This is a genomic window from Burkholderia sp. Bp8998, assembly GCF_003854235.1.
In the GTDB taxonomy this organism is placed as follows: domain Bacteria; phylum Pseudomonadota; class Gammaproteobacteria; order Burkholderiales; family Burkholderiaceae; genus Burkholderia.
Window position 1 is genome coordinate 43622 of sequence record NZ_QTQF01000015.1, and the last position, 22058, is coordinate 65679.

26 protein-coding genes and 1 tRNA gene are annotated in these 22058 nt (G+C 64.9%); 23 read left to right on the forward strand and 4 right to left on the reverse strand.

The features are described from left to right. Window positions 1–23: 23 nt before the first annotated feature. From hisD to tatC, 14 genes are all read left to right on the forward strand, one after another. Window positions 24–1340 (forward strand): histidinol dehydrogenase, encoded by a 1317-nt coding sequence (gene hisD, locus DIE06_RS16710; RefSeq protein WP_124662363.1) that lies wholly within the window; start codon window positions 24–26, stop codon window positions 1338–1340. A gap of 119 nt (window positions 1341–1459) precedes the next feature. Further along, entirely contained in the window at window positions 1460–2533 is a 1074-nt protein-coding gene (gene hisC, locus DIE06_RS16715; protein WP_044845957.1) for a histidinol-phosphate transaminase, read from the forward strand. Between the two features lie 65 nt (window positions 2534–2598). Beyond that, entirely contained in the window at window positions 2599–3186 is a 588-nt protein-coding gene (gene hisB, locus DIE06_RS16720; RefSeq protein ID WP_006751804.1) for an imidazoleglycerol-phosphate dehydratase HisB, read from the forward strand. Between the two features lie 62 nt (window positions 3187–3248). Next, the gene (locus tag DIE06_RS16725; RefSeq protein ID WP_124662364.1) at window positions 3249–3869 is read left to right on the forward strand and encodes a YchE family NAAT transporter; all 621 of its coding nucleotides are present in this window, start codon (window positions 3249–3251) and stop codon (window positions 3867–3869) included. After that, window positions 3866–4507, forward strand: a complete 642-nt coding sequence (gene hisH, locus DIE06_RS16730) for an imidazole glycerol phosphate synthase subunit HisH (protein ID WP_124662365.1) — start codon at window positions 3866–3868, stop codon at window positions 4505–4507. The genes DIE06_RS16725 and hisH overlap by 4 nt, the downstream gene beginning before the upstream one ends. 163 nt (window positions 4508–4670) lie before the next feature. Further along, window positions 4671–5426 carry a 1-(5-phosphoribosyl)-5-[(5-phosphoribosylamino)methylideneamino]imidazole-4-carboxamide isomerase gene (gene hisA / locus DIE06_RS16735; protein WP_034183653.1) on the forward strand — a complete coding sequence of 252 codons (756 nt, stop codon included), beginning with the start codon at window positions 4671–4673 and terminating at the stop codon, window positions 5424–5426. Between the two features lie 106 nt (window positions 5427–5532). Continuing rightward, a complete protein-coding gene (gene hisF / locus DIE06_RS16740; protein WP_124662366.1) occupies window positions 5533–6306 on the forward strand; it encodes an imidazole glycerol phosphate synthase subunit HisF in 774 nt (257 codons plus the stop codon). Beyond that, window positions 6306–6722 (forward strand): phosphoribosyl-AMP cyclohydrolase, encoded by a 417-nt coding sequence (hisI, locus tag DIE06_RS16745; RefSeq protein WP_124662367.1) that lies wholly within the window; start codon window positions 6306–6308, stop codon window positions 6720–6722. Before hisF ends, hisI begins: the two co-directional genes overlap by 1 nt. Beyond that, window positions 6719–7084, forward strand: coding sequence for a phosphoribosyl-ATP diphosphatase (locus tag DIE06_RS16750; RefSeq protein WP_044845953.1), 366 nt, complete (start codon window positions 6719–6721; stop codon window positions 7082–7084). The genes hisI and DIE06_RS16750 overlap by 4 nt, the downstream gene beginning before the upstream one ends. A gap of 71 nt (window positions 7085–7155) precedes the next feature. After that, window positions 7156–7548: a hypothetical protein gene (locus DIE06_RS16755; protein WP_124614618.1), complete on the forward strand. Its 393-nt coding sequence runs from the start codon at window positions 7156–7158 to the stop codon at window positions 7546–7548. A 29-nt stretch (window positions 7549–7577) separates the two neighbouring features. Continuing rightward, a complete protein-coding gene (locus DIE06_RS16760) occupies window positions 7578–7943 on the forward strand; it encodes a histidine triad nucleotide-binding protein (RefSeq protein WP_124662368.1) in 366 nt (121 codons plus the stop codon). A 93-nt stretch (window positions 7944–8036) separates the two neighbouring features. Beyond that, complete coding sequence (tatA, locus tag DIE06_RS16765; RefSeq protein ID WP_124662369.1) at window positions 8037–8267, forward strand: Sec-independent protein translocase subunit TatA; 231 nt, start codon at window positions 8037–8039, stop codon at window positions 8265–8267. 26 nt (window positions 8268–8293) lie between these two features. Further along, window positions 8294–8824, forward strand: coding sequence for a Sec-independent protein translocase protein TatB (gene tatB / locus DIE06_RS16770; RefSeq protein WP_124662370.1), 531 nt, complete (start codon window positions 8294–8296; stop codon window positions 8822–8824). A 41-nt stretch (window positions 8825–8865) separates the two neighbouring features. Then, window positions 8866–9648: a twin-arginine translocase subunit TatC gene (gene tatC, locus DIE06_RS16775; RefSeq protein WP_124662371.1), complete on the forward strand. Its 783-nt coding sequence runs from the start codon at window positions 8866–8868 to the stop codon at window positions 9646–9648. Between the two features lie 229 nt (window positions 9649–9877). On the opposite strand, the gene DIE06_RS16780 is transcribed toward tatC, so the two are convergent. Further along, window positions 9878–11083: a Do family serine endopeptidase gene (locus DIE06_RS16780; protein ID WP_124662372.1), complete on the reverse strand. Its 1206-nt coding sequence runs from the start codon at window positions 11081–11083 to the stop codon at window positions 9878–9880. Window positions 11084–11104: 21 nt separating this feature from the next. Here DIE06_RS16780 and DIE06_RS16785 point away from each other — a divergent pair, with 21 nt between their 5' ends. The 7 genes from DIE06_RS16785 (at window position 11105) to DIE06_RS16815 (ending at window position 16243) form a co-directional block, all read left to right on the forward strand. After that, complete coding sequence (locus DIE06_RS16785) at window positions 11105–11851, forward strand: Nif3-like dinuclear metal center hexameric protein (RefSeq protein ID WP_124662373.1); 747 nt, start codon at window positions 11105–11107, stop codon at window positions 11849–11851. A 218-nt stretch (window positions 11852–12069) separates the two neighbouring features. Continuing rightward, window positions 12070–12690: a ubiquinol-cytochrome c reductase iron-sulfur subunit gene (gene petA / locus DIE06_RS16790; RefSeq protein ID WP_124614659.1), complete on the forward strand. Its 621-nt coding sequence runs from the start codon at window positions 12070–12072 to the stop codon at window positions 12688–12690. Further along, window positions 12687–14069: a cytochrome bc complex cytochrome b subunit gene (locus DIE06_RS16795; RefSeq protein ID WP_124662374.1), complete on the forward strand. Its 1383-nt coding sequence runs from the start codon at window positions 12687–12689 to the stop codon at window positions 14067–14069. The genes petA and DIE06_RS16795 overlap by 4 nt, the downstream gene beginning before the upstream one ends. A 21-nt stretch (window positions 14070–14090) precedes the next feature. Then, window positions 14091–14849, forward strand: coding sequence for a cytochrome c1 (locus DIE06_RS16800; protein WP_124662375.1), 759 nt, complete (start codon window positions 14091–14093; stop codon window positions 14847–14849). A gap of 94 nt (window positions 14850–14943) precedes the next feature. Next, entirely contained in the window at window positions 14944–15555 is a 612-nt protein-coding gene (locus tag DIE06_RS16805; protein WP_006400565.1) for a glutathione S-transferase N-terminal domain-containing protein, read from the forward strand. A 71-nt stretch (window positions 15556–15626) separates the two neighbouring features. Beyond that, window positions 15627–16148 carry a ClpXP protease specificity-enhancing factor gene (locus DIE06_RS16810; RefSeq protein WP_124614658.1) on the forward strand — a complete coding sequence of 174 codons (522 nt, stop codon included), beginning with the start codon at window positions 15627–15629 and terminating at the stop codon, window positions 16146–16148. 19 nt (window positions 16149–16167) lie between these two features. Next, window positions 16168–16243, forward strand: a tRNA-Thr gene (locus DIE06_RS16815). 92 nt (window positions 16244–16335) lie between these two features. Here the strand turns inward: DIE06_RS16815 and DIE06_RS16820 are convergent. Together DIE06_RS16820 and DIE06_RS16825 are read right to left on the reverse strand one after the other, a co-directional pair. Beyond that, window positions 16336–16623, reverse strand: coding sequence for a helix-turn-helix transcriptional regulator (locus tag DIE06_RS16820; protein WP_260433631.1), 288 nt, complete (start codon window positions 16621–16623; stop codon window positions 16336–16338). Then, window positions 16620–16874 (reverse strand): type II toxin-antitoxin system RelE/ParE family toxin, encoded by a 255-nt coding sequence (locus DIE06_RS16825; RefSeq protein ID WP_124662376.1) that lies wholly within the window; start codon window positions 16872–16874, stop codon window positions 16620–16622. The genes DIE06_RS16820 and DIE06_RS16825 overlap by 4 nt, the downstream gene beginning before the upstream one ends. Before the next feature lie 517 nt (window positions 16875–17391). Here DIE06_RS16825 and DIE06_RS16830 point away from each other — a divergent pair. After that, on the forward strand, window positions 17392–17595 hold the full coding sequence (locus DIE06_RS16830; RefSeq protein ID WP_059535665.1) for a hypothetical protein: 204 nt from the start codon (window positions 17392–17394) through the stop codon (window positions 17593–17595). Window positions 17596–17677: 82 nt separating this feature from the next. Here the strand turns inward: DIE06_RS16830 and DIE06_RS16835 are convergent, their stop codons facing one another. Beyond that, window positions 17678–18478 (reverse strand): transporter substrate-binding domain-containing protein, encoded by an 801-nt coding sequence (locus tag DIE06_RS16835; RefSeq protein ID WP_124614591.1) that lies wholly within the window; start codon window positions 18476–18478, stop codon window positions 17678–17680. Window positions 18479–18835: 357 nt separating this feature from the next. On the opposite strand from DIE06_RS16835, the gene tssI reads away from it, so the two are divergent. Then, the gene (tssI, locus tag DIE06_RS16840) at window positions 18836–22009 is read left to right on the forward strand and encodes a type VI secretion system Vgr family protein (protein WP_124662377.1); all 3174 of its coding nucleotides are present in this window, start codon (window positions 18836–18838) and stop codon (window positions 22007–22009) included. Window positions 22010–22058 lie beyond the last annotated feature (49 nt).

Sequence of the window (22058 nt, forward strand, 5' to 3'; positions counted from 1 at the left end):
CGCATCACCGTAACGGAACTCCCATGGCCATCACCATCCGCAAACTCGATTCGACGAGCGACGGCTTCGACGCCGCGCTGCGTGCGGTGCTCGCGTTCGAGGCGAGCGAGGACGAGGCGATCGAGCAGTCGGTCGCGAAGATTCTCGCCGACGTGAAGTCGCGCGGCGACGCCGCGGTGCTCGAGTACACGAACCGCTTCGACCGGCTGGACGCGAACAGCGTCGCCGCGCTCGAACTGCCGCAGGACGCGCTGCAGACGGCGCTCGACGGCCTCGCGCCGAAGGCGCGCGCGGCGCTGGAAGCCGCTGCCGCACGCGTGCGGGCGTACCACGAGAAGCAGAAGATCGAGTGCGGCACCCATAGCTGGCAGTACACGGAAAGCGACGGCACGGTGCTCGGCCAGAAAGTCACGCCGCTCGACCGCGTCGGCCTGTACGTGCCGGGCGGCAAAGCCGCCTATCCGTCGTCGGTGCTGATGAACGCGATTCCCGCGCGCGTCGCGGGCGTCGGCGAGATCGTGATGGTGGTCCCGACCCCGGACGGCGTGAAGAACGACCTCGTGCTCGCCGCGGCGCTGCTCGGCGGCGTCGATCGCGTGTTCACGATCGGCGGCGCGCAGGCGGTCGGCGCGCTCGCGTACGGCACCGAAACCGTGCCGGCCGTCGACAAGATCTGCGGGCCGGGCAATGCGTACGTCGCCTCGGCGAAGCGCCGCGTGTTCGGCACGGTCGGCATCGACATGATCGCCGGCCCGTCGGAAATCCTCGTGCTGTGCGACGGCACGACCGATCCGAGCTGGGTCGCGATGGACCTGTTCTCGCAGGCCGAGCACGACGAACTCGCGCAGTCGATCCTGCTGTGCCCGGACGCCGCATTCCTCGAGCGCGTCGAGAAGGCGATCGACGAGCTGCTGCCGACGATGCCGCGCCGGGACGTGATCCGCGCGTCGCTCGAAGGCCGCGGCGCGCTGATCAAGGTGCGCGACATGGCCGAAGCGTGCCGGATCGCGAACGACATCGCGCCGGAGCACCTCGAGATTTCCGCGCTGGAGCCGCAGCAATGGGGTCAGCAGATCCGCCACGCCGGCGCGATCTTCCTCGGCCGCTACACGAGCGAAAGCCTCGGCGACTACTGCGCGGGCCCGAACCACGTGCTGCCGACGTCGCGCACCGCGCGCTTTTCGTCACCGCTCGGCGTGTACGACTTCATCAAGCGTTCGAGCCTGATCGAGGTCAGCGCCGAAGGTGCGCAGACGCTGGGCGAGATCGCCTCCGAGCTTGCATACGGCGAAGGGCTGCAGGCGCACGCGCGCAGCGCCGAACTCCGGATGAAGGGGTGACGCGCGCGCCGGAGCCGATGCCGACGCATCGGCTTCGGTCGCCCGGAGACCGGAGCAGGGCGGCAGCCGCCGCCTTGCCGACCATTTGACGCCGGCGCGATGCACGCCGGCTTGAGACCATGACGACGCCACAAGACATCATCCGCCGCGACGTGCTCGCGATGACGAGCTACCCGGTGCCCGACGCGAGCGGGTTCGTGAAGCTCGACGCGATGGAGAACCCGTATTCGCTGCCCGCGCCGCTCGCGGCGGCGCTCGGCGAGCGCCTCGCGCAGGTCGCGCTGAACCGCTACCCGGCGCCGCGCCCGGGCGCGCTGCTCGACAAGCTGCGCCGCGCGATGGGCGTGCCGGCCGCGTGCGACGTGCTGCTCGGCAACGGCTCGGACGAAATCATCAGCATGATGTCGGTGGCATGCGCAAAGCCGGGCGCGAAGGTGCTCGCGCCGGTGCCGGGCTTCGTGATGTACGAATTGTCCGCGAAGTTCGCGCAGCTCGAATTCGTCGGCGTGCCGCTCAAGGCTGACCTGACGCTCGACGCCGACGCGATGATCGCGGCGATCGCCGAGCACCGGCCCGCGATCGTCTATCTCGCGTACCCGAACAACCCGACCGGCACGCTGTACGACGAAGCCGACGTCGAGCGGATCATCGCGGCCGCGCGCCACAGCCTGATCGTGATCGACGAGGCGTACCAGCCGTTCGCGGAGCGCTCGTGGCTGCCGCGCGCCGCCGAGTTCGACAACGTCGTCGTGATGCGCACGGTGTCGAAGCTCGGCCTCGCGGGGATCCGCCTCGGCTATCTCGCCGGGCTGCCGACGTGGCTGACCGAGTTCGACAAGGTGCGCCCGCCGTACAACATCAACGTGCTGACCCAGGCGACCGCCGATTTCCTGCTCGACCACCTCGACGTGCTCGACGCGCAGGCGGCCGAATTGCGTGCGGAACGTACGCGCCTTGCGCAGGCCGTGGCCGCGCTGCCGGGCGCGACGGTGTTCCCGAGCGCCGGCAATTTCCTGCTGGTGCGCGTGCCGGACGCGGCGGCCGTGTTCGATGCGTTGCTCACCGAGCGGGTGTTGGTCAAAAACGTGAGTAAAATGCATCCGTTGTTGGCCGAATGCGTGCGACTGACCGTCGGTTCTCCCGACGAAAACGCGCGCCTGCTGGCTGCTTTGAAACTCGCGCTGCCCGGTTGAGCCCAGGGCGCGGCGGCGCGCGACGATCAATCCCCATTTACATCAGACTCATTCAAGGAATTGCCATGCGTGTGGCGGAAGTCGTTCGCAATACCAGCGAAACGCAGATCCGTGTGAAGCTCGATCTCGACGGTACGGGCCGGCAGAAGTTGGCCACCGGCGTGCCGTTTCTCGACCATATGCTCGACCAGATCGCGCGCCATGGTCTGATCGATCTCGAGGTCGAAGCGCATGGCGACACGCATATCGACGACCACCATACGGTCGAGGACGTCGGCATCACGCTAGGTCAGGCCGTCGCGAAGGCGATCGGCGACAAGAAGGGCATCCGCCGCTACGGCCATTCGTACGTGCCGCTCGACGAGGCGCTGTCGCGCGTCGTGATCGACTTCTCGGGCCGTCCGGGTCTCGAATTCCACGTGCCGTTCACGCGCGCGCGGATCGGCACGTTCGACGTCGATCTGTCGATCGAATTCTTCCGCGGGTTCGTGAACCACGCGGGCGTCACGCTGCACATCGACAACCTGCGCGGGATCAACGCGCACCATCAGCTCGAAACGGTGTTCAAGGCCTTTGGCCGGGCGCTGCGTGCGGCGGTGGAGCTCGACGAGCGCGCGGCGGGGCAGATTCCGTCGACCAAGGGCAGCCTCTAACTTTCGAACGGACAGGACGCCAAGGACAACCTCACGGCTTCGGCGCGGCGCGCCGGCTTGCGATGGATCTGCTCAAATCGTTCATTTCGCTGCTGGCGCTGATCAACCCGGTCGGCGCCGTGCCGTTCTTCCTGAGCCTGACGGCGCAGCAGACGGACGACGAGCGGCGCCGCACGATCCGGATCGCGTCGGTGTCGGTGTTCTGCGTGATGACGGTGACGACGCTGCTCGGGCAGCAGATCATCGACTTCTTCGGCATTTCGGTCGGCTCCCTTGAAGTGGGCGGCGGGATCATCATGTTGCTGATGGCGATCAACATGCTGAACGCGCAGATCGGCAACACGCGATCGACGCCGGAGGAGCGCCACGAGGCCGAGCTGAAGGACAACATCGCGGTCGTGCCGCTGGCGATTCCGCTGCTCACGGGCCCCGGCTCGATCAGCACGGTGATCATCTATGCGGCGAACTCGCATCACTGGTATGAGCGAGCCGGGCTCGTCGCGATCGGCGCGGTCCTGGCTCTGCTGTGTTTTCTCGCGATGCGGCTTGCCGAGCCGATCGCGAACTGGATCGGCCGCACCGGCATCAACATCGCCACGCGGCTGATGGGTTTGATGCTGTCGGCGCTGGCGGTGGAATTCATCGTCAATGGACTGAGGGCGCTACTGCCTGCACTGAGATGAAAACTTCGATTGCGATTGTGGATTATGGGATGGGCAACCTGCGCTCGGTCGCGCAGGCGCTCAAGAAGGCCGAACCGGCCGCCGACGTGGCGATCGTCGACACGCCGGCCGCGATTCGCGCGGCCGACCGCGTCGTGCTGCCCGGCCAGGGCGCGATGCCCGACTGCATGCGCTGCCTCGGCGAGTCGGGGCTGCAGGAAGCGGTGATCGAGGCGTCGCGCACGAAGCCGCTGCTCGGCGTGTGCGTCGGCGAGCAGATGCTGTTCGACTGGAGCGCGGAAGGCGACACGAAGGGCCTGGGCCTGCTGCCCGGCAAGGTCGTGCGCTTCGAACTCGACGGCCAGCTGCAGGACGACGGCTCGCGCTTCAAGGTCCCGCAGATGGGCTGGAACCGCGTGCGCCAGTCGCGGCCGCACCCGCTGTGGGACGGCGTGCCCGACGATGCATACTTCTATTTCGTACACAGTTATTACGTGACGCCGGACAACCCGGCGCACACGGTCGGCGAAACGGCATACGGCGCGCCGTTTACGTCCGCGGTCGCGCGGGACAATCTCTTCGCGACCCAATTCCACCCCGAGAAAAGCGCGGAGGTCGGGTTGCGTCTGTATCGCAACTTCGTACACTGGAAGCCGTGAACGTCGCGTGCGTGCCACAGTTGGCGGGCCGGAAAGGCCCGTCGCGCGGGGCTCGCCCGCCTATGCTCTGAAAGAGTTGTACTAAACTAGCGAGACGGCGCGGCACCGGTTTGGCCGGTACGCGCCGGATTCTTTTCATTTTCCACGACGACACCCGATTGCTATGTTGCTGATTCCGGCCATCGATCTCAAAGACGGTCAGTGTGTGCGCCTCAAACAGGGCGATATGGACCAGGCCACGATTTTCTCCGAGGACCCGGCGGCGATGGCCCGCAAGTGGGTCGATCTCGGCGCCCGGCGGCTGCATCTGGTCGACCTGAACGGCGCGTTCGCCGGCAAGCCGAAGAATCTCGAGGCGATCGAAGCGATCCTCGACGAAGTCGGCGACGAAATCCCCGTGCAGCTCGGCGGCGGCATCCGCAGCCTCGAGACGATCGAGAAGTATCTCGACGCCGGCCTGTCCTATGTGATCATCGGCACCGCGGCCGTGAAGGACCCGGGTTTCCTGCAGGACGCGTGCACCGCGTTCGCGGGCAACATCATCGTCGGGCTGGACGCGAAGGACGGCAAGGTCGCGACCGACGGCTGGAGCAAGCTGACGGGCCACGAGGTGATCGATCTCGCGCAGAAGTTCGAGGACTACGGCGTCGAGTCGATCGTCTACACGGACATCGGCCGCGACGGCATGCTGCAGGGCATCAACATCGAGGCGACCGTGAAGCTCGCGCAGGCGGTCGGCATCCCGGTGATCGCCAGCGGCGGCCTGTCGAACCTCACGGACATCGAGAACCTGTGCGAAGTGGAAGAGCACGGCGTCGAAGGCGTGATCTGCGGCCGTGCGATCTACTCCGGCGATCTCGATTTCGCGGCCGCGCAGAAGCGCGCGGACGAACTGAACGGCGAACTCGACAACGCCTGAGCGTCGTCGTTCAGTTCGCCGGGGCCGCCAGCAGGCGGTCCCGACCGGGCACCTCGCGCGAGGTGCCCGTAACCGGCCGTCCCATCGCGGCATTTGGCGCAACATCATGGCTCTAGCTAAACGCATCATCCCCTGCCTGGACGTGACTGCCGGGCGTGTCGTCAAGGGCGTCAACTTCGTCGAACTGCGCGATGCCGGCGACCCCGTCGAAATCGCCCGCCGTTACGACGACCAGGGCGCCGACGAACTGACGTTCCTCGACATCACCGCGACCTCCGACCAGCGCGACCTGATCCTGCCGATCATCGAAGCCGTCGCGTCGCAGGTCTTCATTCCGCTGACCGTCGGCGGCGGCGTGCGCGCCGTCGAGGACGTCCGGCGCCTGTTGAACGCCGGCGCGGACAAGGTCAGCATGAATTCGTCGGCGGTCGCGAACCCGCAGCTCGTGCGCGACGCGGCCGACAAGTACGGCTCGCAGTGCATCGTCGTCGCGATCGACGCGAAGCGCGTGACGGCCGACGGCGAGACGCCGCGCTGGGAAGTCTTCACGCACGGCGGCCGCAAGAACACGGGCCTCGACGCGATCGAATGGGCGCGCAAGATGGCCGAACTCGGCGCGGGCGAGATCCTGCTCACGAGCATGGACCGCGACGGCACGAAGTCGGGCTTCGATCTCGCGCTCACGCGCGGCGTGTCGGACGCGGTGCCGGTGCCGGTGATCGCGTCGGGCGGCGTCGGTTGCCTGCAGGATCTCGCGGACGGCATCAAGGACGGCCGCGCCGATGCGGTGCTGGCCGCCAGCATCTTCCACTACGGCGAGCACACGGTCGGCGAGGCGAAGCGCTTCATGGCCGACCAGGGCATCGCGGTGAGGCTGTGATGAATACGGATACGAAATCCCTGCCCGCTTGGCTCGACAAGGTCCGCTGGGACGACAACGGCCTCGTGCCGGTGATCGCGCAGGAAGCGTCGACGAACGACGTGCTGATGTTCGCGTGGATGAACCGCGAGGCGCTGGCGAAGACGATCGAGACGCAGCGCGCGGTCTACTATTCGCGCTCGCGCAAGCGCCTGTGGTTCAAGGGCGAGGAGTCGGGCCACGTGCAGCACGTGCACGAGGTGCGGCTCGATTGCGACGAGGACGTCGTGCTGCTGAAGGTCGAGCAGGTGTCGGGCATCGCATGCCACACCGGCCGGCATTCGTGCTTCTTCCAGAAATTCGAAGGTACTGTGGACAGCGGCGACTGGGTCGCGGTCGATCCGGTGCTGAAAGACCCCGAACACATCTACAAATGACGCAATCGACCGAAGACACGCTGCTGCGCCTCGCGGCCGTGATCGATAGCCGCAAGGGCGGCGACCCCGAGCAATCGTACGTATCGCGCCTGTTCCACAAGGGCGACGACGCGGTGCTGAAGAAGATCGGCGAAGAGGCGACGGAAGTCGTGCTGGCCGCCAAGGACGTGCGCCAGGGCGGCGCGCCGACCGCGCTGGTCGGCGAAGTGGCCGATCTGTGGTTCCACTGCCTCGTGATGCTGTCGCATTTCGACCTGAGCCCGGCCGACGTGATCGCCGAGCTCGAGCGCCGCGAAGGGCTGTCGGGCATCGAGGAAAAGGCGCTGCGCAAACGCCGCGAGCGCGAGGAAAACGGCGGGTGACGGCCGACGGCCTGCCGCGCCGGCAACAGTGCGGTAAGCTGTAAGAATTGTCATCCAACGGGGGTAGCATCATGACCGAGACGCCGAGCCAGTTTCCGACACCATCGGTGCCGGGCGCAGCGGACGCCGAGCGACTGAACGGTTTGCGCACGCTGACGCACGTGCTGTATGGCCTCTACGCGATTCATTGGCTGACGGGCGGCGTTACCGGCATCATCGCGATCATCATCAACTACGTGAAGCGCGGCGACGTGGCCGGCACGCCGTACGCCGATCATTTCGAATGGCAGATCCGCACGTTCTGGCGCGCGCTGATCGCCTACGTGATCGGCTTCGCGCTGATGTTCGTGGTGGTGGGATTCGTCGTCATGTTTGTCACATGGATCTGGACGCTGTACCGTATCATCAAGGGTTGGCTATACCTGAACGACAACAAGACGCTCGATCCGCAGGCCTGGTTCTGACGGGTGCGCGGGCGTTTCGCAGGAGCAACATGAGTCACGATCCGAATTGCCTGTTCTGCAAGATCGCGGCGGGCGAGATCCCGAGCACGAAGGTGCACGAGGACGACGAATTCGTCGCGTTCCGCGACATCCGCCCCGCGGCCGAGACGCACGTGCTCGTGATTCCGCGCCGGCACGTGCCGACGCTGTCGGCGGCACGCGACGCCGATGCGCCGATGCTCGGCCGGCTGATGCTGCTGGTCGCGCGTCTGGCCGACCAGCTCGGCGTCGCGTACACGGGCGGTGAAACCGGTTTTCGCACGGTGATCAACACGGGCCCCGGCGGCGGGCAGGAGGTCTACCACCTGCACGCGCATATTCTCGCCGGCCCGCGCCCGTGGCTGCGGATGGGTTGACGTAGCGGGGCGTTTCCCCGCATCGATAGTCGAAGCCGGCGTGCCGCCGGCGATTTGCGCCGCGCCGCGGCGTGGTTGAGGAGAGGTTTCATCATGGGTGGATTGAGCATTTGGCACTGGCTGATCGTGCTGCTGATCGTCGCGCTGGTTTTCGGTACGAAGAAGCTGCGCAACATCGGCAACGACCTCGGCAGCGCCGTGAAAGGGTTCAAGGACGGCATGAAGGACGGCGAGACGGCGGCGGACGCGCAGCAACTGCCGCGCTCGGGTTCGGTCGACGTCAACGCGAAGGAAACGACGCGTTCCGACTCGAACAAGGCGTAACGCCGGCACGCTGACAGGCATTCGCGATGCTGGATCTCGGTCTTTCGAAGATGGCGCTGATCGGCGTCGTCGCGCTCGTGGTGCTCGGCCCCGAGCGCCTGCCGCGCGTCGCGCGCACGGCTGGCGCATTGTTCGGCCGCGCGCAGCGGTACATCAACGACGTGAAGGCCGAGGTCTCGCGCGAAATCGAACTCGACGCGTTGCGGACGATGAAAACCGATTTCGAGGCGGCCGCGCGCAATGTCGAGACGACGATTCACGACAACCTGCGCGAGCACGAGAAGGAACTGAACGACACGTGGCACTCCGCGGTCGGCGGTCCCAACGAAGGCTCGGTCGACGCCGGCACGTACGGCTCCGACACGCCCGCGGCGCCGTCGTGGCGCGGCAGCACGGCCGCGCTCGCGTCGAAGCGTCGCAACTGGCGGGTGAAACAGGCGGCGACGCCTGTCTGGTACAAGCGCGCGACGACCCGCCGCACGCACGTGCAGTCGGGCGCCGCGCGTGTCGCGCGCCACCAGCCGGCCAGCCTGCGCCGGCCGACGCGCTTCTTCTGAGCCGAGCGCATGCTCGCTCGTCAATCCTACCGAGGGCCGGTGTGAGCGACCCCCAGCAGAATCCGGGCGACGCCCCGGAAGAAACCTTCATTTCCCATCTCGTCGAGCTTCGCGATCGCATCATTCGCGCGGGGCTGGCCGTGATCGTCGTGTTCCTCGGGCTCGTGTACTGGGCGCCCGACATCTTCCGGCTGCTCGCGCGGCCGCTGATGGAAAACCTGCCGAAGGGCGGCAGGATGATCGTGACCGACGTCACCGGCTCGTTCTTCGTGCCGATGAAGGTCACGATGCTCGTCGCGCTCGTGATCGCGTTGCCGATCGTGCTGTACCAGATCTGGGCGTTCGTCGCGCCGGGGCTGTACCAGCACGAGAAGCGGCTCGTCGCGCCGCTCGTCGGCAGCAGCTACTTCCTGTTCCTGTGCGGGATGGCGTTCGCGTATTTCCTCGTGTTCCCGACGATCTTCCGAGTGATGGCGCACTACAACGCACCGCTCGGCGCGGAGATGTCGACCGACATCGACAACTACCTGAGCTTCGTGCTCGGGATGTTCATCGCATTCGGGGTCACGTTCGAGGTGCCGATCATCGTCGTGCTGCTCGTCCGGATGGGTGTGCTGACGCTGAAGAAGCTGAAGGAGATGCGGCCGTACGTGATCGTCGGCGCGTTCGTCGTCGCGGCGGTCGTCACGCCGCCGGACGTGTTCTCGCAGCTGATGCTCGCGCTTCCGCTCGTCGTGCTGTTCGAGATCGGGCTGCTGGCCGCGCGATTCTTCGTGCCGAAGCCGACGGAAGAACCCGAGGCGGAGAACGGCGCCGCGAGTTGATGGAACGAACGGCGCGCGCGGCGGCCGGCAGGTAGCCGCCGTCGATGCGGCCCCTCGACAACGTTGGAGCCGGGCGGTCGATCGGACGGTGCAGACGCCGAGGGCGAACGCGACTTCTTCACGGTGAAGAAGGATCTCGGGAGCAAAGCAAAAGGGCAGCCGATCTGGCTGCCCTTTTTCCTTTCCATCTTTGGCCTGCAAGCGGCACCGATACGGCGCCCGCCGGAGATCACTCGCTGTCGCTGTCCTGTTCGTCGAGCGTCTGCTTCGGCGGCGGCGGGCGCTTGCCGATCACGACGTTCACGTCGAACTCCTTGCCCTTGCGCACGACGTGCACCTTGGTCGACGTGCCCGGCTTGATCTGCGCGACGGTGTTCAGCAGCTTCGTCGTATCGGTGATTTCGTCGCCGTTCACGCTCACGAGGATGTCGCCCGGCTTGATGCCGGCCTTGTCGGCCGGGCCGCCCTGCAGCACGCCCGCGACGATCGCGCCCGACTTCTGCTGGAGCCCGAACGATTCAGCGATTTCCGGCGTGACGTCCTGCGGTTCGACGCCGATCCAGCCGCGCGTGACCGATCCGGTCGTGATAATGCTTTCGAGCACGGTGCGCGCGGTCGACACGGGAATCGCGAAGCCGATGCCGAGCGAGCCGCCCGAGCGCGAGTAGATCGCCGTGTTGATGCCGAGCAGGTTGCCGTTCACGTCGACCAGCGCGCCGCCCGAGTTGCCGGGGTTGATCGGCGCGTCGGTCTGGATGAAGTTCTCGAACGTGTTGATGCCGAGGTGATTGCGGCCGAGCGCGCTGATGATCCCCATCGTGACCGTCTGGCCAACGCCGAACGGGTTGCCGATCGCGAGCACGACGTCGCCGACCCGCGACTGGTCCGAACGGCCGAGCGTGATCGTCGGCAGGTTGGTCATGTTGATCTTCAGCACGGCGAGGTCGGTTTCGGGATCGCTGCCGATCACCTTCGCGGTGGCCGTGCGGCCGTCGGCGAGCGCGACTTCGATCTGGTCGGCGCCGTCCACGACGTGCTGGTTCGTTAGAATGTAACCTTCAGGGCTCACGATAACGCCCGAGCCAAGATTGGCGGCCGGTTCGTCCTGCTGCTTGCGGGCGTTGCGGTCGCCGAAGAAGTAGCGGAACAGCGGATCTTTCGCGCGCGGATCGGGCGGCAGCGAGCCGTCCTTGCTGGAGAAGACGTTGACGACGGCGGGCATCGCCTTTTGCGCGGCCTCGGCGTACGACGTGGTCGCCGGTGCCCCGCCGATGCCCGGCGCGACTTCCCGCAGCGCGACGATCGGCGTGGCGAGCTGCTTGCCGAGCTGTCCTTGCCGTTGCAGCCATTGCGGCTTGAGCGTCACGACGATGAACATCAGCGCGAGCAGCACGGTCACCGCCTGCGCGAAGAACAGCCAGAAGCGTCTAAGCATCTGAATAGACTAGAGGTTTATATGGATCGGATCGAACTTGAATTGTACTTGAACAATACCCTTGAAATCGCGCGCTTCAAGGACTATTGCCCGAACGGCCTCCAGGTCGAGGGGCGCCGCAAGATCGAGAAGATCGCCACCGGCGTGACGGCGTCGGTCGCGTTTCTCGAAGCCGCGCTCGAATGGGGGGCGGATGCGGTGCTCGTCCATCACGGCTACTTCTGGCGCAACGAGGCGCCGCAGATCACGGGCCGCAAGTACCGGCGCCTGAAGCTGCTGCTCGCGAACGACCTGAACCTGTTCGCGTTCCACCTGCCGCTCGACGCGCATCCGGAGTTCGGCAATAACGCGCAGCTCGGCGAGAAGCTCGGGCTGATCGGCGAGCAGCGCTTTGGCGACGGCGACCTCGGCTGGATGGCCACGCTGCCGATGCCCGTCTCCCTCGAGCACTTCGTCGCGAAGGTCGAGCGCGTGCTCGGCCGCACGCCGCTCGTGCTCGGCGATCCTGACATGCAATTGCGCCGCATCGCGTGGTGCACGGGCGCCGCGCAAAGCTATTTTGACGCGGCGATCGACGCGGGTGCCGACGTGTTCCTGACCGGCGAGGTGTCGGAATCCGTCACGCACGCGTCGGCCGAGAGCGGCGTCGCGTTCGTTGCGGCAGGGCACCATGCAACCGAACGCTACGGAATCCAGGCGCTTGGCGCCCACTTGTCCGAAGAATTCGATATCGAACACCTTTTTATCGACATTCATAATCCGGTCTGAACGACGGATTTGCGGCGGCGCATCGAAATTTCGCAATGTAGCGGATGCTTAAAAGCGAAGTGATTTAATCGCTCCGATAGTGGGGGAAAACCCTTAACTATCAATTACTTCGAAGGGATTTTCATCTCCGGGCCTTGTAAATGGCGACTCCATTCGCGCAAACTAGCGGCGGAATGAAAAGTCGTGACGGAAAATCCAACTCAGAAGTGGGGCGTGTGATGCGAGACAAGGAAGAGAAACGCGTCGACAGCGGCCGCCGTACCTGGCTGATTGCGACATCCGTAGCAGGTGGCGTGGGAGGCGTAGCCACCGTCATACCTTTCGCGGCGTCGCTTGCGCCGTCCGCGAAAGCGAAAGCGGCCGGAGCCCCGGTCGAGATCGACATCAGCGGCCTGAAGCCCGGCGAGATGGTCACCGTGCCGTGGCGCGGCAAGCCGGTCTGGATCCTGAATCGCACCGATTCGATGCTGGCCGATGTGGTCAAGGCCGACAAGGAAGTGGCCGATCCGACCTCGAAATCCCCGTATTCGATGCCGTTGCCCGCGTATTGCGCGAACGAATATCGCGCGCGGGCCGATCGCAAGAACATTCTCGTCGTGATGGCCGTGTGTACGCACCTCGGCTGCACGCCTAGCCAACGCTTCACGCCGGGTCCGCAGCCGAACCTGCCGGATGACTGGCCGGGCGGCTTCCTGTGCCCGTGCCACGGTTCGACCTACGACCTCGCCGGCCGCGTGTTCAAGAACAAGCCGGCGCCTCAGAATCTCGACATCCCGCCCTACATGTTCACGTCGGCGACGACCCTCGTGATCGGCAAGGACGAGAAAGGAGAAGCGTGATGGCCGACAACAAGGAAGTGTCCACGACAGGTCTCACCGGCTGGATCGACCAGCGCTTCCCGCTCACGTCCACCTGGAAGAAGCACCTTTCCGAGTACTACGCGCCGAAGAACTTCAACTTCTGGTACTTCTTCGGCTCCCTCGCACTGCTGGTGCTCGTCAACCAGATCGTCACGGGCATCTTCCTGACGATGAACTACAAGCCCGACTCGACGCTCGCGTTCGCGTCGGTCGAGTACATCATGCGCGAGGTGCCGTGGGGCTGGCTGATCCGCTACATGCACTCGACCGGTGCATCGATGTTCTTCGTCGTCGTGTACCTGCACATGTTCCGCGGGCTGATGTACGGGTCGTACCGCAAGCCGCGCGAGCTCGTGTGGATCTTCGGTTGTGCGATCTTCCTGTGCCTGATGGCCGAGGCGTTCTTCGGCTACCTGCTGCCGTGGGGCCAGATGTCGTTCTGGGGTGCGCAGGTGATCGTGAACCTGTTCTCGGCGATCCCGTTCGTCGGCCCGGACCTGTCGTTGTGGATCCGCGGCGACTACGTCGTGTCCGACGTCACGCTGAACCGCTTCTTCGCATTCCACGTGATCGCGATTCCGCTCGTGCTGGTCGGCCTCGTGATCGCGCACCTCGTCGCGCTGCACGAAGTGGGGTCGAATAACCCGGACGGTATCGAGATCAAGGCGAAGAAGGATGCGAACGGCATTCCGCTCGACGGCATCCCGTTCCATCCGTACTACTCGGTGCACGATTTCTTCGGTGTCTGCGTGTTCCTGATGGTGTTCGCGCTGATCGTGTTCTTCACGCCGGAGATGGGCGGCTACTTCCTCGAGTCGAACAACTTCGTGCCGGCGAACCCGCTGCAGACGCCGCCGGAGATCGCGCCGGTCTGGTATTTCACCGCGTTCTACGCGATGCTGCGCGCGACCACCGACCCGTTCAAGATCGTGCTGATGATCGTGATCGCGCTACTTGGCGTGCTCGCGCTGATCCGCGCCCGCGGCAAGTGGAAGCTCGGCCTGCCGGTGCTGGCCGCGGCGATCGTCGTGTTCATGTTCGTGACGGAATCGAAGTTCTGGGGCGTCGTCGTCATGGGTTCGGCGGTGATCACGCTGTTCTTCCTGCCGTGGCTTGACCGCAGCCCGGTGAAGTCTATCCGCTACCGGCCGCTGTTCCACAAGGTGTTCCTCGGGATCTTCGTCGCGGCGTTCCTGATTCTCGCGTTCCTCGGCACACGGCCGCCATCGCCGGTCTCGACGCTGATCGCGCAGGGCTGCGCGCTGATCTACTTCGCGTTCTTCCTCGGCATGCCCGTCTGGACGCCGCTTGGCACGTTCAAGCAGCCGCCGGAACGGGTGCGCTTCAAGCCCCATTAACGTGAGCGAGGAGAGAACGACATGAAGAAACTGCTTTCGACACTCGCGCTGATCGGGGCGACGGCCGTGGCGCTGCTGGCGGCGCCGGCCGTGCGCGCGGAAGGTAATTTTCCGCTCGACCGGGCGCCCGATAACACGGAAAATCTCGTTTCGCTTCAGCACGGCGCGCAATTGTTTGTAAACTATTGCCTGAACTGCCACAGCGCGAACCTGATGCGCTACAACCGTCTGACGGATCTGGGCATATCCCAGAAGGAGATCGAAACGAATCTCCTGTTCACGACCGACAAGGTCGGGAGCACGATGTCCGTCGCGATGCGGCCCGAAGACGCGAAGAACTGGCTCGGCACCTCGCCGCCCGACCTGTCGGTCGAGGAGCGGGCGCGCGGCCGCGACTGGCTGTACACGTATTTGCGGAGTTTTTACCGCGACGATACGCGGCCGAGCGGCTGGAACAACGCGGTGTTCGAGAACGTCGGCATGCCCCATGTATTGTGGCAACTGCAGGGGCAGCGCACTGCCAAATTCGAAGACAAGACGGACGAGGAGACGGGCGAGAAGGTCCACACGCTCGTCGGCTTCCAGCAGGTCACGCCGGGGACGTTGTCGTCGCCCGACTATGATGCTGCAGTGGCCGACCTGGTGGCCTATATGACATGGATGTCCGAGCCGGCCCAGCAGACCCGCAAACGCCTCGGCGTGTGGGTGCTGGTCTTTCTCGGTGTCCTGACTTTCCTGTCCTGGCGGCTCAATGCCGCGTACTGGAAAGATATCAAGTAAACACGCCTGACCGGCGTGGGGCCGGCGCAAGGCGGAACCCGTGAAAGGGGTTGCGCCGCGTGCCGGCCCTCGGCTTTTTTGAGGAAACGCAAATATGATGGTTCTGTATTCCGGCACAACTTGCCCGTTCTCCCAGCGTTGCCGGCTGGTGCTGTTCGAGAAGGGCATGGATTTCGAGATCCGTGACGTCGACCTGTTCAACAAGCCGGAAGACATCTCGGTGATGAACCCGTACGGTCAGGTGCCGATTCTGGTCGAGCGCGACCTGATTCTGTACGAATCGAACATCATCAACGAATACATCGACGAGCGCTTCCCGCACCCGCAACTGATGCCGGCCGACCCGGTGCAGCGCGCACGTGCACGCCTGTTCCTGCTCAACTTCGAGAAGGAGCTGTTCGTTCACGTCAGCACGCTCGAGAACGAGAAGGGCAAGGCAGCGGAGAAGAACCACGAGAAGGCACGCCTCGCGATCCGCGATCGCCTGACGCAGCTCGCGCCGATCTTCGTGAAGAACAAATACATGCTCGGCGAGGAGTTCTCGATGCTCGACGTCGCGATCGCGCCGCTGCTGTGGCGTCTGGATCACTACGGCATCGAACTGTCGAAGAACGCCGCGCCGCTGATGAAGTATGCCGAGCGGATCTTCAGCCGTCCGGCCTACATCGAAGCACTGACGCCGTCCGAAAAGGTCATGCGTCGTTGATGATGCAATGAGGGCAAGACGGAGCGGGCGGCGCGGCGTGCCGCGTGCCCGCTCCGGGTTCGAGGATTGTGATGCAAGAGATTTCAACGAAGCCTTATCTGCTGCGCGCGCTGTACGAGTGGTGCACCGATAACGGTTACACGCCGCATATCGCGGTGAGGGTCGACAACTCGACGCGCGTGCCGCGTCAGTTCGTGCGTGACGGCGAGATCGTGCTCAACATCAGCTTCGAGGCGACGAGCCAGCTGCAGATGGGTAACGAGTGGATCGAGTTCACCGCCCGGTTCTCCGGGAAGGCGCACAAGATCGAGATTCCGGTGGCCAACGTGCTCGCGATCTACGCGCGGGAGAACGGCCAGGGGATGGCGTTCCAGGTCGATGCGGTGGCGGGTGAGGGCGCGGATTCGGGTGCGTTCGAAGACGAGGCCGAGCAGGGCGATGATACGCAGCGTGATGAATCGCCTGCCGTGTTGACGCCGGTCGCCGACCATGGCGCGAATGAAGAACCGTCCGAAGGCGCCGACGAACCGCCGAAAACCGACGGAGATGGCTCGAAAGGCGGCAGCAGACCTCGCCTCAAGATCGTGAAATGAGGTAGAATCTCGGGCTTACGCCGGCTTAGCTCATCTGGTAGAGCAGTTGATTTGTAATCATCAGGTGGCGGGTTCGAGTCCTGCAGCCGGCACCATATCCGAAAAGGGGTTACGGAATTGTCCGTAACCCCTTTTTTCGTTCATGGAGATCGCAGGCGTGGGCCTTGCGCATCACGCGACAACCGAACTACTTCATCGCTTCCAGACGTACCACGACACGACTTCCCGTTGCTTTCGCGTAGCGAGCCAGCGTACGCAGCGACGGCATCGTGCGGCCACTCTCCATCCGCGCGATGGTCGATTGAGTGGTCTGCATCCTTTCGGCGACCTGTTCCTGCGTCAATCCGGCGCGCACGCGTGCGGCGACGAGTTCACGGGTAACGGCGAACTCCGGTGCTTGTGCGTCTACCCGGCCTGCGTAGCCGGATCGGCCAGCAGGCGCTTCTTCAACGTTGCAAGGCTGGTCATTGCTCACTCCTCTTTCATTCGGGCATACACCATTTCGATAGCGCGACGCGGTGTTCGCCGCGTCTTCTTCGCGAACACGTGCAGCACGAGCAGGCGTTGCCCTGTCCGTGCGACGTAGATCGCTCGCGCGATGCCGTCGCGCCCCGTCAGACGGATTTCCCACAGCTTTCCCGTCAGCGCGCGCACGTGCGGCATCCCGACGCGTTGCAGGCCGAACTCCGTCAGCATCTCCGCGATATGAAGGAAGCGGGCTCGCATATCGGGCCTCGAAGCGGCAACCAAAGGGTGGTCTCCGGTTCCCGGTGCTTCGTCCCGTCACCGGAATCGCGCTGAGAATAATTGGAATCCTAACAATTTGAAGGGGGGCGAATTTTGCAACGGATTGGCAACGGCAGCTAATGCCCTGAACGCATGGCACTGCCCATCCGGATCGGCCACAAGCGTCACCTTCGAGGCCGAAGATGCCTCGCTCCCGCCCCGATCTGTACCGCGCGCGCCACGCGGAGCAATCCGGGCACCCAGCGCGCATCGCTGCGCTCCCGTTTTCCTGTCACGCCCGCGTCACGATGCCCCCCTAAGGTTGCACGTTCCCGTCGCGGCACCACCGTCGCGATCCGGGCGTGCGTAACCCGCACGCGACGCCGTGCCCGCGTCGCGCGGCGGTCAACCGGGATCTCGCTCCCGGTAACGCATCGACAATGCCTCGCACCATTCCATTCGAAAACACGATCGACGCCGATCGAGCTGGATCGCGGACGATCAGGAGACAGGGACCATGTTGAGTCCGCACGAATTTTCAATGCTGCTGCGCATTGCCCGCGCACCGGACAGCGTCGACCCGTCGAACCCGGCGTTCGCCGTGCTCGTCGAAAAGCGTCTGGTCGACGATACGCAGGTACGCGTGAATGCGGTGGCTGCGCGTCCGGCGCTGACGCCGATCGGCCAGATGCTGCTTGCGCGCTTTGACGAAGCAGCTTGAGGGGAAAAGAAAAGAACTGAAGGGGCGCGTCACGCCTTCGCCGCAGCGAAGGACGTGACGCGCTGAAAGCGCGGCGAACCGCTTACTGCGCGACCGGCACCGTCACGTCGCTGCCGAACCAGTGCATCGAGATCTTCTTCAACGTGCCTTCCTTGCGCAGCGAATCCAGCGCATCGTTGATCGCCTTTTCGAACTTCGGGTTGCCCTTGCGGAACGGGATCGCCATCTCCTGCTTGCCGCCGTTCAGCACCGCGCCCGAGCGCAGCGGCAGGTTCGACGTCTTGATCATGTACGGCAGCATCAGGCGGTCGTCGAGCGTCGCCTCGATCCGGCCTGCAGCGAGGTCGCGCAGCTTTTCCGGCGCGCCCGGATAGGTCTGTACCTCGATGCCCGGCACGCTGCGCGCCATCTGGTCGTAGTTGGTGCCGAGCGTCACGCCGAGCTTCTTGCCCTTGAATTCTTCGAGGGACTTGAAGTTGCGCGTGTCGTCCTTGCGCTGGATCAGCTGCGCGGCCGAGTACGTGTACGGCTCGCTGAAGTCGAGCACTTCCTTGCGCTGCGGCGTGATCGTGACCTGGTTGACGATCACGTCGAACTTGCCGGCCTGCAGCCCCGCGATGATGCCGCTCCATTCGGTCGGGATGAACTGCGTCTTCACGCCGAGCTTGCCGGCGACCGCATTCGCGACGTCGACGTCGAAGCCCTCGAGCTGACCCGACGTGCCGCGCGAGTTGAACGGCGGATACGTGCCTTCGAGGCCGACGCGCAGCACGCCGGCTTTCTTTACGGAGTCGAGCAGGTCGTCCGCGTGCGCGGCGACGGCCGTGAAACCGAGGGCCGACGCAAGCAGCAGGCCCGACAGCAGGAACTTCGAACGTTTCATCGCAGATCTCCAGTGTTCAGTGTGGTAATCGAGCCCCGGGCATCGATGTGCCGGGCTGGGCCGGAATACGGGCACGTAGACACTACTCGCAACCGGGCCGCGCCGGAAGTCGAATTGGCCCTGATTGCAATCGATTTCGGCCGGCGAAGGGTGAGCAATGCAGCGTGACGGCGTGGCTTCTACGTGTCGAACAGACGTTCGAACCGTTCTCCCGGCCTGTTCGGAATATGCTTAAAAATACTCTTTTAAATCAGGTCATTTTTCCGATTCGCGCAGTAATTTATCTGTAAAATCGCGCGAGCGAAATCGCTCAACGCGCCATCCGAGGGCGCGTCAAAAGAAGAAAAGGCCGTTGCCATGAACATGCAGAACACTGTTGCCGCATTGCGCGGCGGGTTGCTTCAGCAAGACCGGCTGCTGAAGCTCGATACGCCGTTGGGCGCCAACGTGCTGACCGTGCAGCGGGCGGTCGGCCGTTCGCGCATCGGGCGCGCATACGAATTCACGCTCGACGTGCTGTCGACCGATAGCGATCTGGAACTCAAAAGGCTGATCGCGCAGCCGGTCACGTTGTGGATCCAGCAGGGCGATCGCAGCTATCGGCCGATCAACGGGTACGTGCACACCGCGCGCCGCCTCGGCGCCGACGGCGGGCTCACGACCTATCAGCTCACGTTCGCCGATTTCACCCATTTCCTGAAGTTTCGTCGCGACCAGCGGCTCTGGAACGACACGACCGTCGACCAGATCATCAGCGATGTGCTGAACCAGCATCCGCAGGCGCAGGGGCATTTCCGCTTCGCGCTGTCGAAGCCGCTGCCGAGCCGTTCGTACACGCGTCAGCACGACACCGACTGGCATTTCGTGCATCGGTTGATGGAGAGCGAGGGCCTCTACAGCACCTGGCAGCAGGCCGACGACGGCAAGTCGCATACGCTCGTCATCACCGACAACCTGCAGGCGTTCGCGCCGCTGTCGCCGGAAACCGTGCGCTTTTATGGCGGCGGCGCGGCGAGCGAAGCCGACGCGTTCACGCAATGGTCGGGCTCGCGCACGCTGCAAAGCGTGACCCGAACGACGCGCACGTTCGACTACAAGAACCCGTCCCAACCGTCGAACCCGAAGGGCACGACGCTGCCGACGATGGGCGGCCAGGGGGAATTGCCCGATCAGCTCGAAGTCTACGAGTACACCGGGGCGTACACGTATCTGGATCAGATGCGCGGCGACCATCTGACGAAGGTGCGGATGGAGGAATGGGAGTCGCAGGCGAAGCGCTTCCATGGTGCGGGCGGCGTGCGCGCGATCAATGCCGGCCGGCGCTTCACGCTGTCGGATCATCCCGAACACGATCGCGATCCGGCTGATCAGCGCGAATTCGCGGCGATCGGCGTCGAGTGGTGGATCGAGAACAACCTGCCTGCGGCGAGCAGCAGCACGGACTTTCCGTACAGCTTGCGCGATGCGTTGACGCAAGCGCAGGAGGGCTATGGTGCCGATCCCGCGTTTCGCGTGCCGCATGACGACGGCTCGGTCGGCTTCTACCTCGTCGAGGTCGAGGCGCAGCGCGTGAACGTGCCGTATCGCAGCCCGTTCGAACACGACAAGCCGAAGATGCATCTCGAGACGGCGCTCGTCGTCGGGCCGCAGGGCGAGGAAGTCTATACCGACGAGTTGAACCGGATCCGCGTGCAGTTCGTGTGGGATCGCCTGAACCCGGGCAACGAGAACGCGTCGTGCTGGGTGCGCGTCGTGCAGTCGGATACCGGTGGCGGCTATGGCGGCGTGCATGTGCCGCGGATCGGCGAGGAAGTGCTGATCGACTACGTCGGCGGCGATTGCGATCGGCCGCTCGCGGTCGGGCGTGTGTACAACGGCGCGAACCAGCCGCAGTGGCATAGCGACGGGATTCTCTCCGGCTATCGGTCGAAAGAGTATTCGGGCAGCGGCTACAACCATCTCGTGATGGACGACGCAACCGGGCAGAACCGCGTGCAACTGATGAGCAGCAGCGCGAACAGCCTGCTGCATCTCGGCTACCTCATCGACCAGAACGGCAATTCGCGCGGGTCTTATCTGGGTACCGGGTTCGACCTGCGCTCGGATGCGTATGGTGCGGTGCGGGCGAGCCAAGGCTTGTACGTCACCACGCATCCGAAGGCGCCGAACAGCCAGCCGCTCGACGTGAAGGAAGCGCAGCAACAGCTCGTGGCGGGCGAGAGCCTGGTCGAGGCGATGTCAGGCGTGAGCGAGCAGCATCAGGCGGAAAGCCTGAAGGAAGCACACGACACGATGCGCGCGTTCACCGACGCGACGCAGGACAGTGCGTCCGGTAGCGCGTCCGGCGGGCGAACGGCAGGCGGCGGCACGGGCAGCGCGAATGCGTTCAAGGAGCCCGTGATGCTGTTCGGCAGCCCGTCCGGAATCGGGATGTCGACGCAGCAGTCGCTGCACATGGTCGCGAACGATCACGTGAACGTCGCGAGCGGGCAGAGCGTGCATGTTGCGGCGGGCAAGTCGCTGATCGGCAGCATCGGGCAGAAGCTGAGCCTCTTCGTGCAGAACGCGGGGATGAAGCTGTTCGCGGGCAAGGGCAAGGTCGAGATCCAGGCCCAGTCGGACAACATCGAGGTGACCGCGCAGAAGGCGGTGAAGGTTGTGTCGGCTACCGATCGGATCGAAATCGCGGCCGATCAGGGGATTTTGCTGACGAGCGGCGGCGGGTATATCCGCATCCAGGGCGGCAATATCGAGATTCATGCGCCGGGCGCCATCGACGTGAAGGGTGCGTCCCATACGTTCGCGGGGCCGGCGAGCATGGGGTATCCGTTGCCGAGCCCGCGGCCGGATCAGCCGGGGCAGCTGGAGTTGTTTCACAAGTATGTGAACGGCGAGGCGGTGAAGGGCGGGCTGTTCACGGTGAGAGACGTGAATGGTGCCGTGCTGAAGAAGGGCGCGCTCGACAACAGCGGCTATACGGTGGTGAGCGGCCTGCCGCCCGGCGCAGTGCGTGTCGAGTTCGGGAAGGACCCGCGCGAGTCTGATCAGCCGGCGAACTATTTCAAGGAAGCGAAGTGGCCGGCAGAGCCGGTCGAGCCGTCGCCGGAAGCCGCGCAGGCAGCGGCGAGCAGGCAGCTCGCGAGCCAGTTGCAGGGGATGGCGCCTGCGGCGACTACGGCGGCGATGGGGCTTGCGAGTGGCGGTGGTGCGGGCGCTGCGCTCGGCGGGCTCGCGAGTTCCGCGCTGCCGGCCGCGGCGAGCGCACTTGGCGGTGCGGGCGTGGCGTCGGCGTTGCAGACGACCTCGAGCTTGAGCGGTGCCGCGAAGCAGGTGGCCGGGATGGTGCAGGCGGCACGTCAGGGCGGGCTTGCAGCGCTGGCCGCGCCGGCTGCGAATGCGGCATCCGGTGCGTTGCAAGGGGCGTTGCCCGGTGTCGCCGGGATCGCCGGCAAGGGCGCCACAACGGTGGCGTCGGCCGCAGGCGGCATGAAGCTGCCGACGAGCGGGTTTGGCGGACCGCTGAAATCCTGAGAGGGCGGCTTGTCAGCCGTCTTGAAAAAAACGAATCGAACGAAGAACG

What these genes read in the sequence shown, in the direction of transcription:
- hisD (WP_124662363.1), top strand. Translation starts at nt 24, where the DNA reads ATGGCCATCACCATCCGCAAACTCGATTCGACGAGCGACGGCTTCGAC.
- hisC (WP_044845957.1), top strand. Translation starts at nt 1,460, where the DNA reads ATGACGACGCCACAAGACATCATCCGCCGCGACGTGCTCGCGATGACG.
- hisB (WP_006751804.1), top strand. Translation starts at nt 2,599, where the DNA reads ATGCGTGTGGCGGAAGTCGTTCGCAATACCAGCGAAACGCAGATCCGT.
- DIE06_RS16725 (WP_124662364.1), top strand. Translation starts at nt 3,249, where the DNA reads ATGGATCTGCTCAAATCGTTCATTTCGCTGCTGGCGCTGATCAACCCG.
- hisH (WP_124662365.1), top strand. Translation starts at nt 3,866, where the DNA reads ATGAAAACTTCGATTGCGATTGTGGATTATGGGATGGGCAACCTGCGC.
- hisA (WP_034183653.1), top strand. Translation starts at nt 4,671, where the DNA reads ATGTTGCTGATTCCGGCCATCGATCTCAAAGACGGTCAGTGTGTGCGC.
- hisF (WP_124662366.1), top strand. Translation starts at nt 5,533, where the DNA reads ATGGCTCTAGCTAAACGCATCATCCCCTGCCTGGACGTGACTGCCGGG.
- hisI (WP_124662367.1), top strand. Translation starts at nt 6,306, where the DNA reads ATGAATACGGATACGAAATCCCTGCCCGCTTGGCTCGACAAGGTCCGC.
- DIE06_RS16750 (WP_044845953.1), top strand. Translation starts at nt 6,719, where the DNA reads ATGACGCAATCGACCGAAGACACGCTGCTGCGCCTCGCGGCCGTGATC.
- DIE06_RS16755 (WP_124614618.1), top strand. Translation starts at nt 7,156, where the DNA reads ATGACCGAGACGCCGAGCCAGTTTCCGACACCATCGGTGCCGGGCGCA.
- DIE06_RS16760 (WP_124662368.1), top strand. Translation starts at nt 7,578, where the DNA reads ATGAGTCACGATCCGAATTGCCTGTTCTGCAAGATCGCGGCGGGCGAG.
- tatA (WP_124662369.1), top strand. Translation starts at nt 8,037, where the DNA reads ATGGGTGGATTGAGCATTTGGCACTGGCTGATCGTGCTGCTGATCGTC.
- tatB (WP_124662370.1), top strand. Translation starts at nt 8,294, where the DNA reads ATGCTGGATCTCGGTCTTTCGAAGATGGCGCTGATCGGCGTCGTCGCG.
- DIE06_RS16780 (WP_124662372.1), bottom strand. Translation starts at nt 11,083, where the DNA reads ATGCTTAGACGCTTCTGGCTGTTCTTCGCGCAGGCGGTGACCGTGCTG.
- DIE06_RS16785 (WP_124662373.1), top strand. Translation starts at nt 11,105, where the DNA reads ATGGATCGGATCGAACTTGAATTGTACTTGAACAATACCCTTGAAATC.
- petA (WP_124614659.1), top strand. Translation starts at nt 12,070, where the DNA reads ATGCGAGACAAGGAAGAGAAACGCGTCGACAGCGGCCGCCGTACCTGG.
- DIE06_RS16800 (WP_124662375.1), top strand. Translation starts at nt 14,091, where the DNA reads ATGAAGAAACTGCTTTCGACACTCGCGCTGATCGGGGCGACGGCCGTG.
- DIE06_RS16805 (WP_006400565.1), top strand. Translation starts at nt 14,944, where the DNA reads ATGATGGTTCTGTATTCCGGCACAACTTGCCCGTTCTCCCAGCGTTGC.
- DIE06_RS16810 (WP_124614658.1), top strand. Translation starts at nt 15,627, where the DNA reads ATGCAAGAGATTTCAACGAAGCCTTATCTGCTGCGCGCGCTGTACGAG.
- DIE06_RS16825 (WP_124662376.1), bottom strand. Translation starts at nt 16,874, where the DNA reads ATGCGAGCCCGCTTCCTTCATATCGCGGAGATGCTGACGGAGTTCGGC.
- DIE06_RS16830 (WP_059535665.1), top strand. Translation starts at nt 17,392, where the DNA reads ATGTTGAGTCCGCACGAATTTTCAATGCTGCTGCGCATTGCCCGCGCA.
- DIE06_RS16835 (WP_124614591.1), bottom strand. Translation starts at nt 18,478, where the DNA reads ATGAAACGTTCGAAGTTCCTGCTGTCGGGCCTGCTGCTTGCGTCGGCC.
- tssI (WP_124662377.1), top strand. Translation starts at nt 18,836, where the DNA reads ATGAACATGCAGAACACTGTTGCCGCATTGCGCGGCGGGTTGCTTCAG.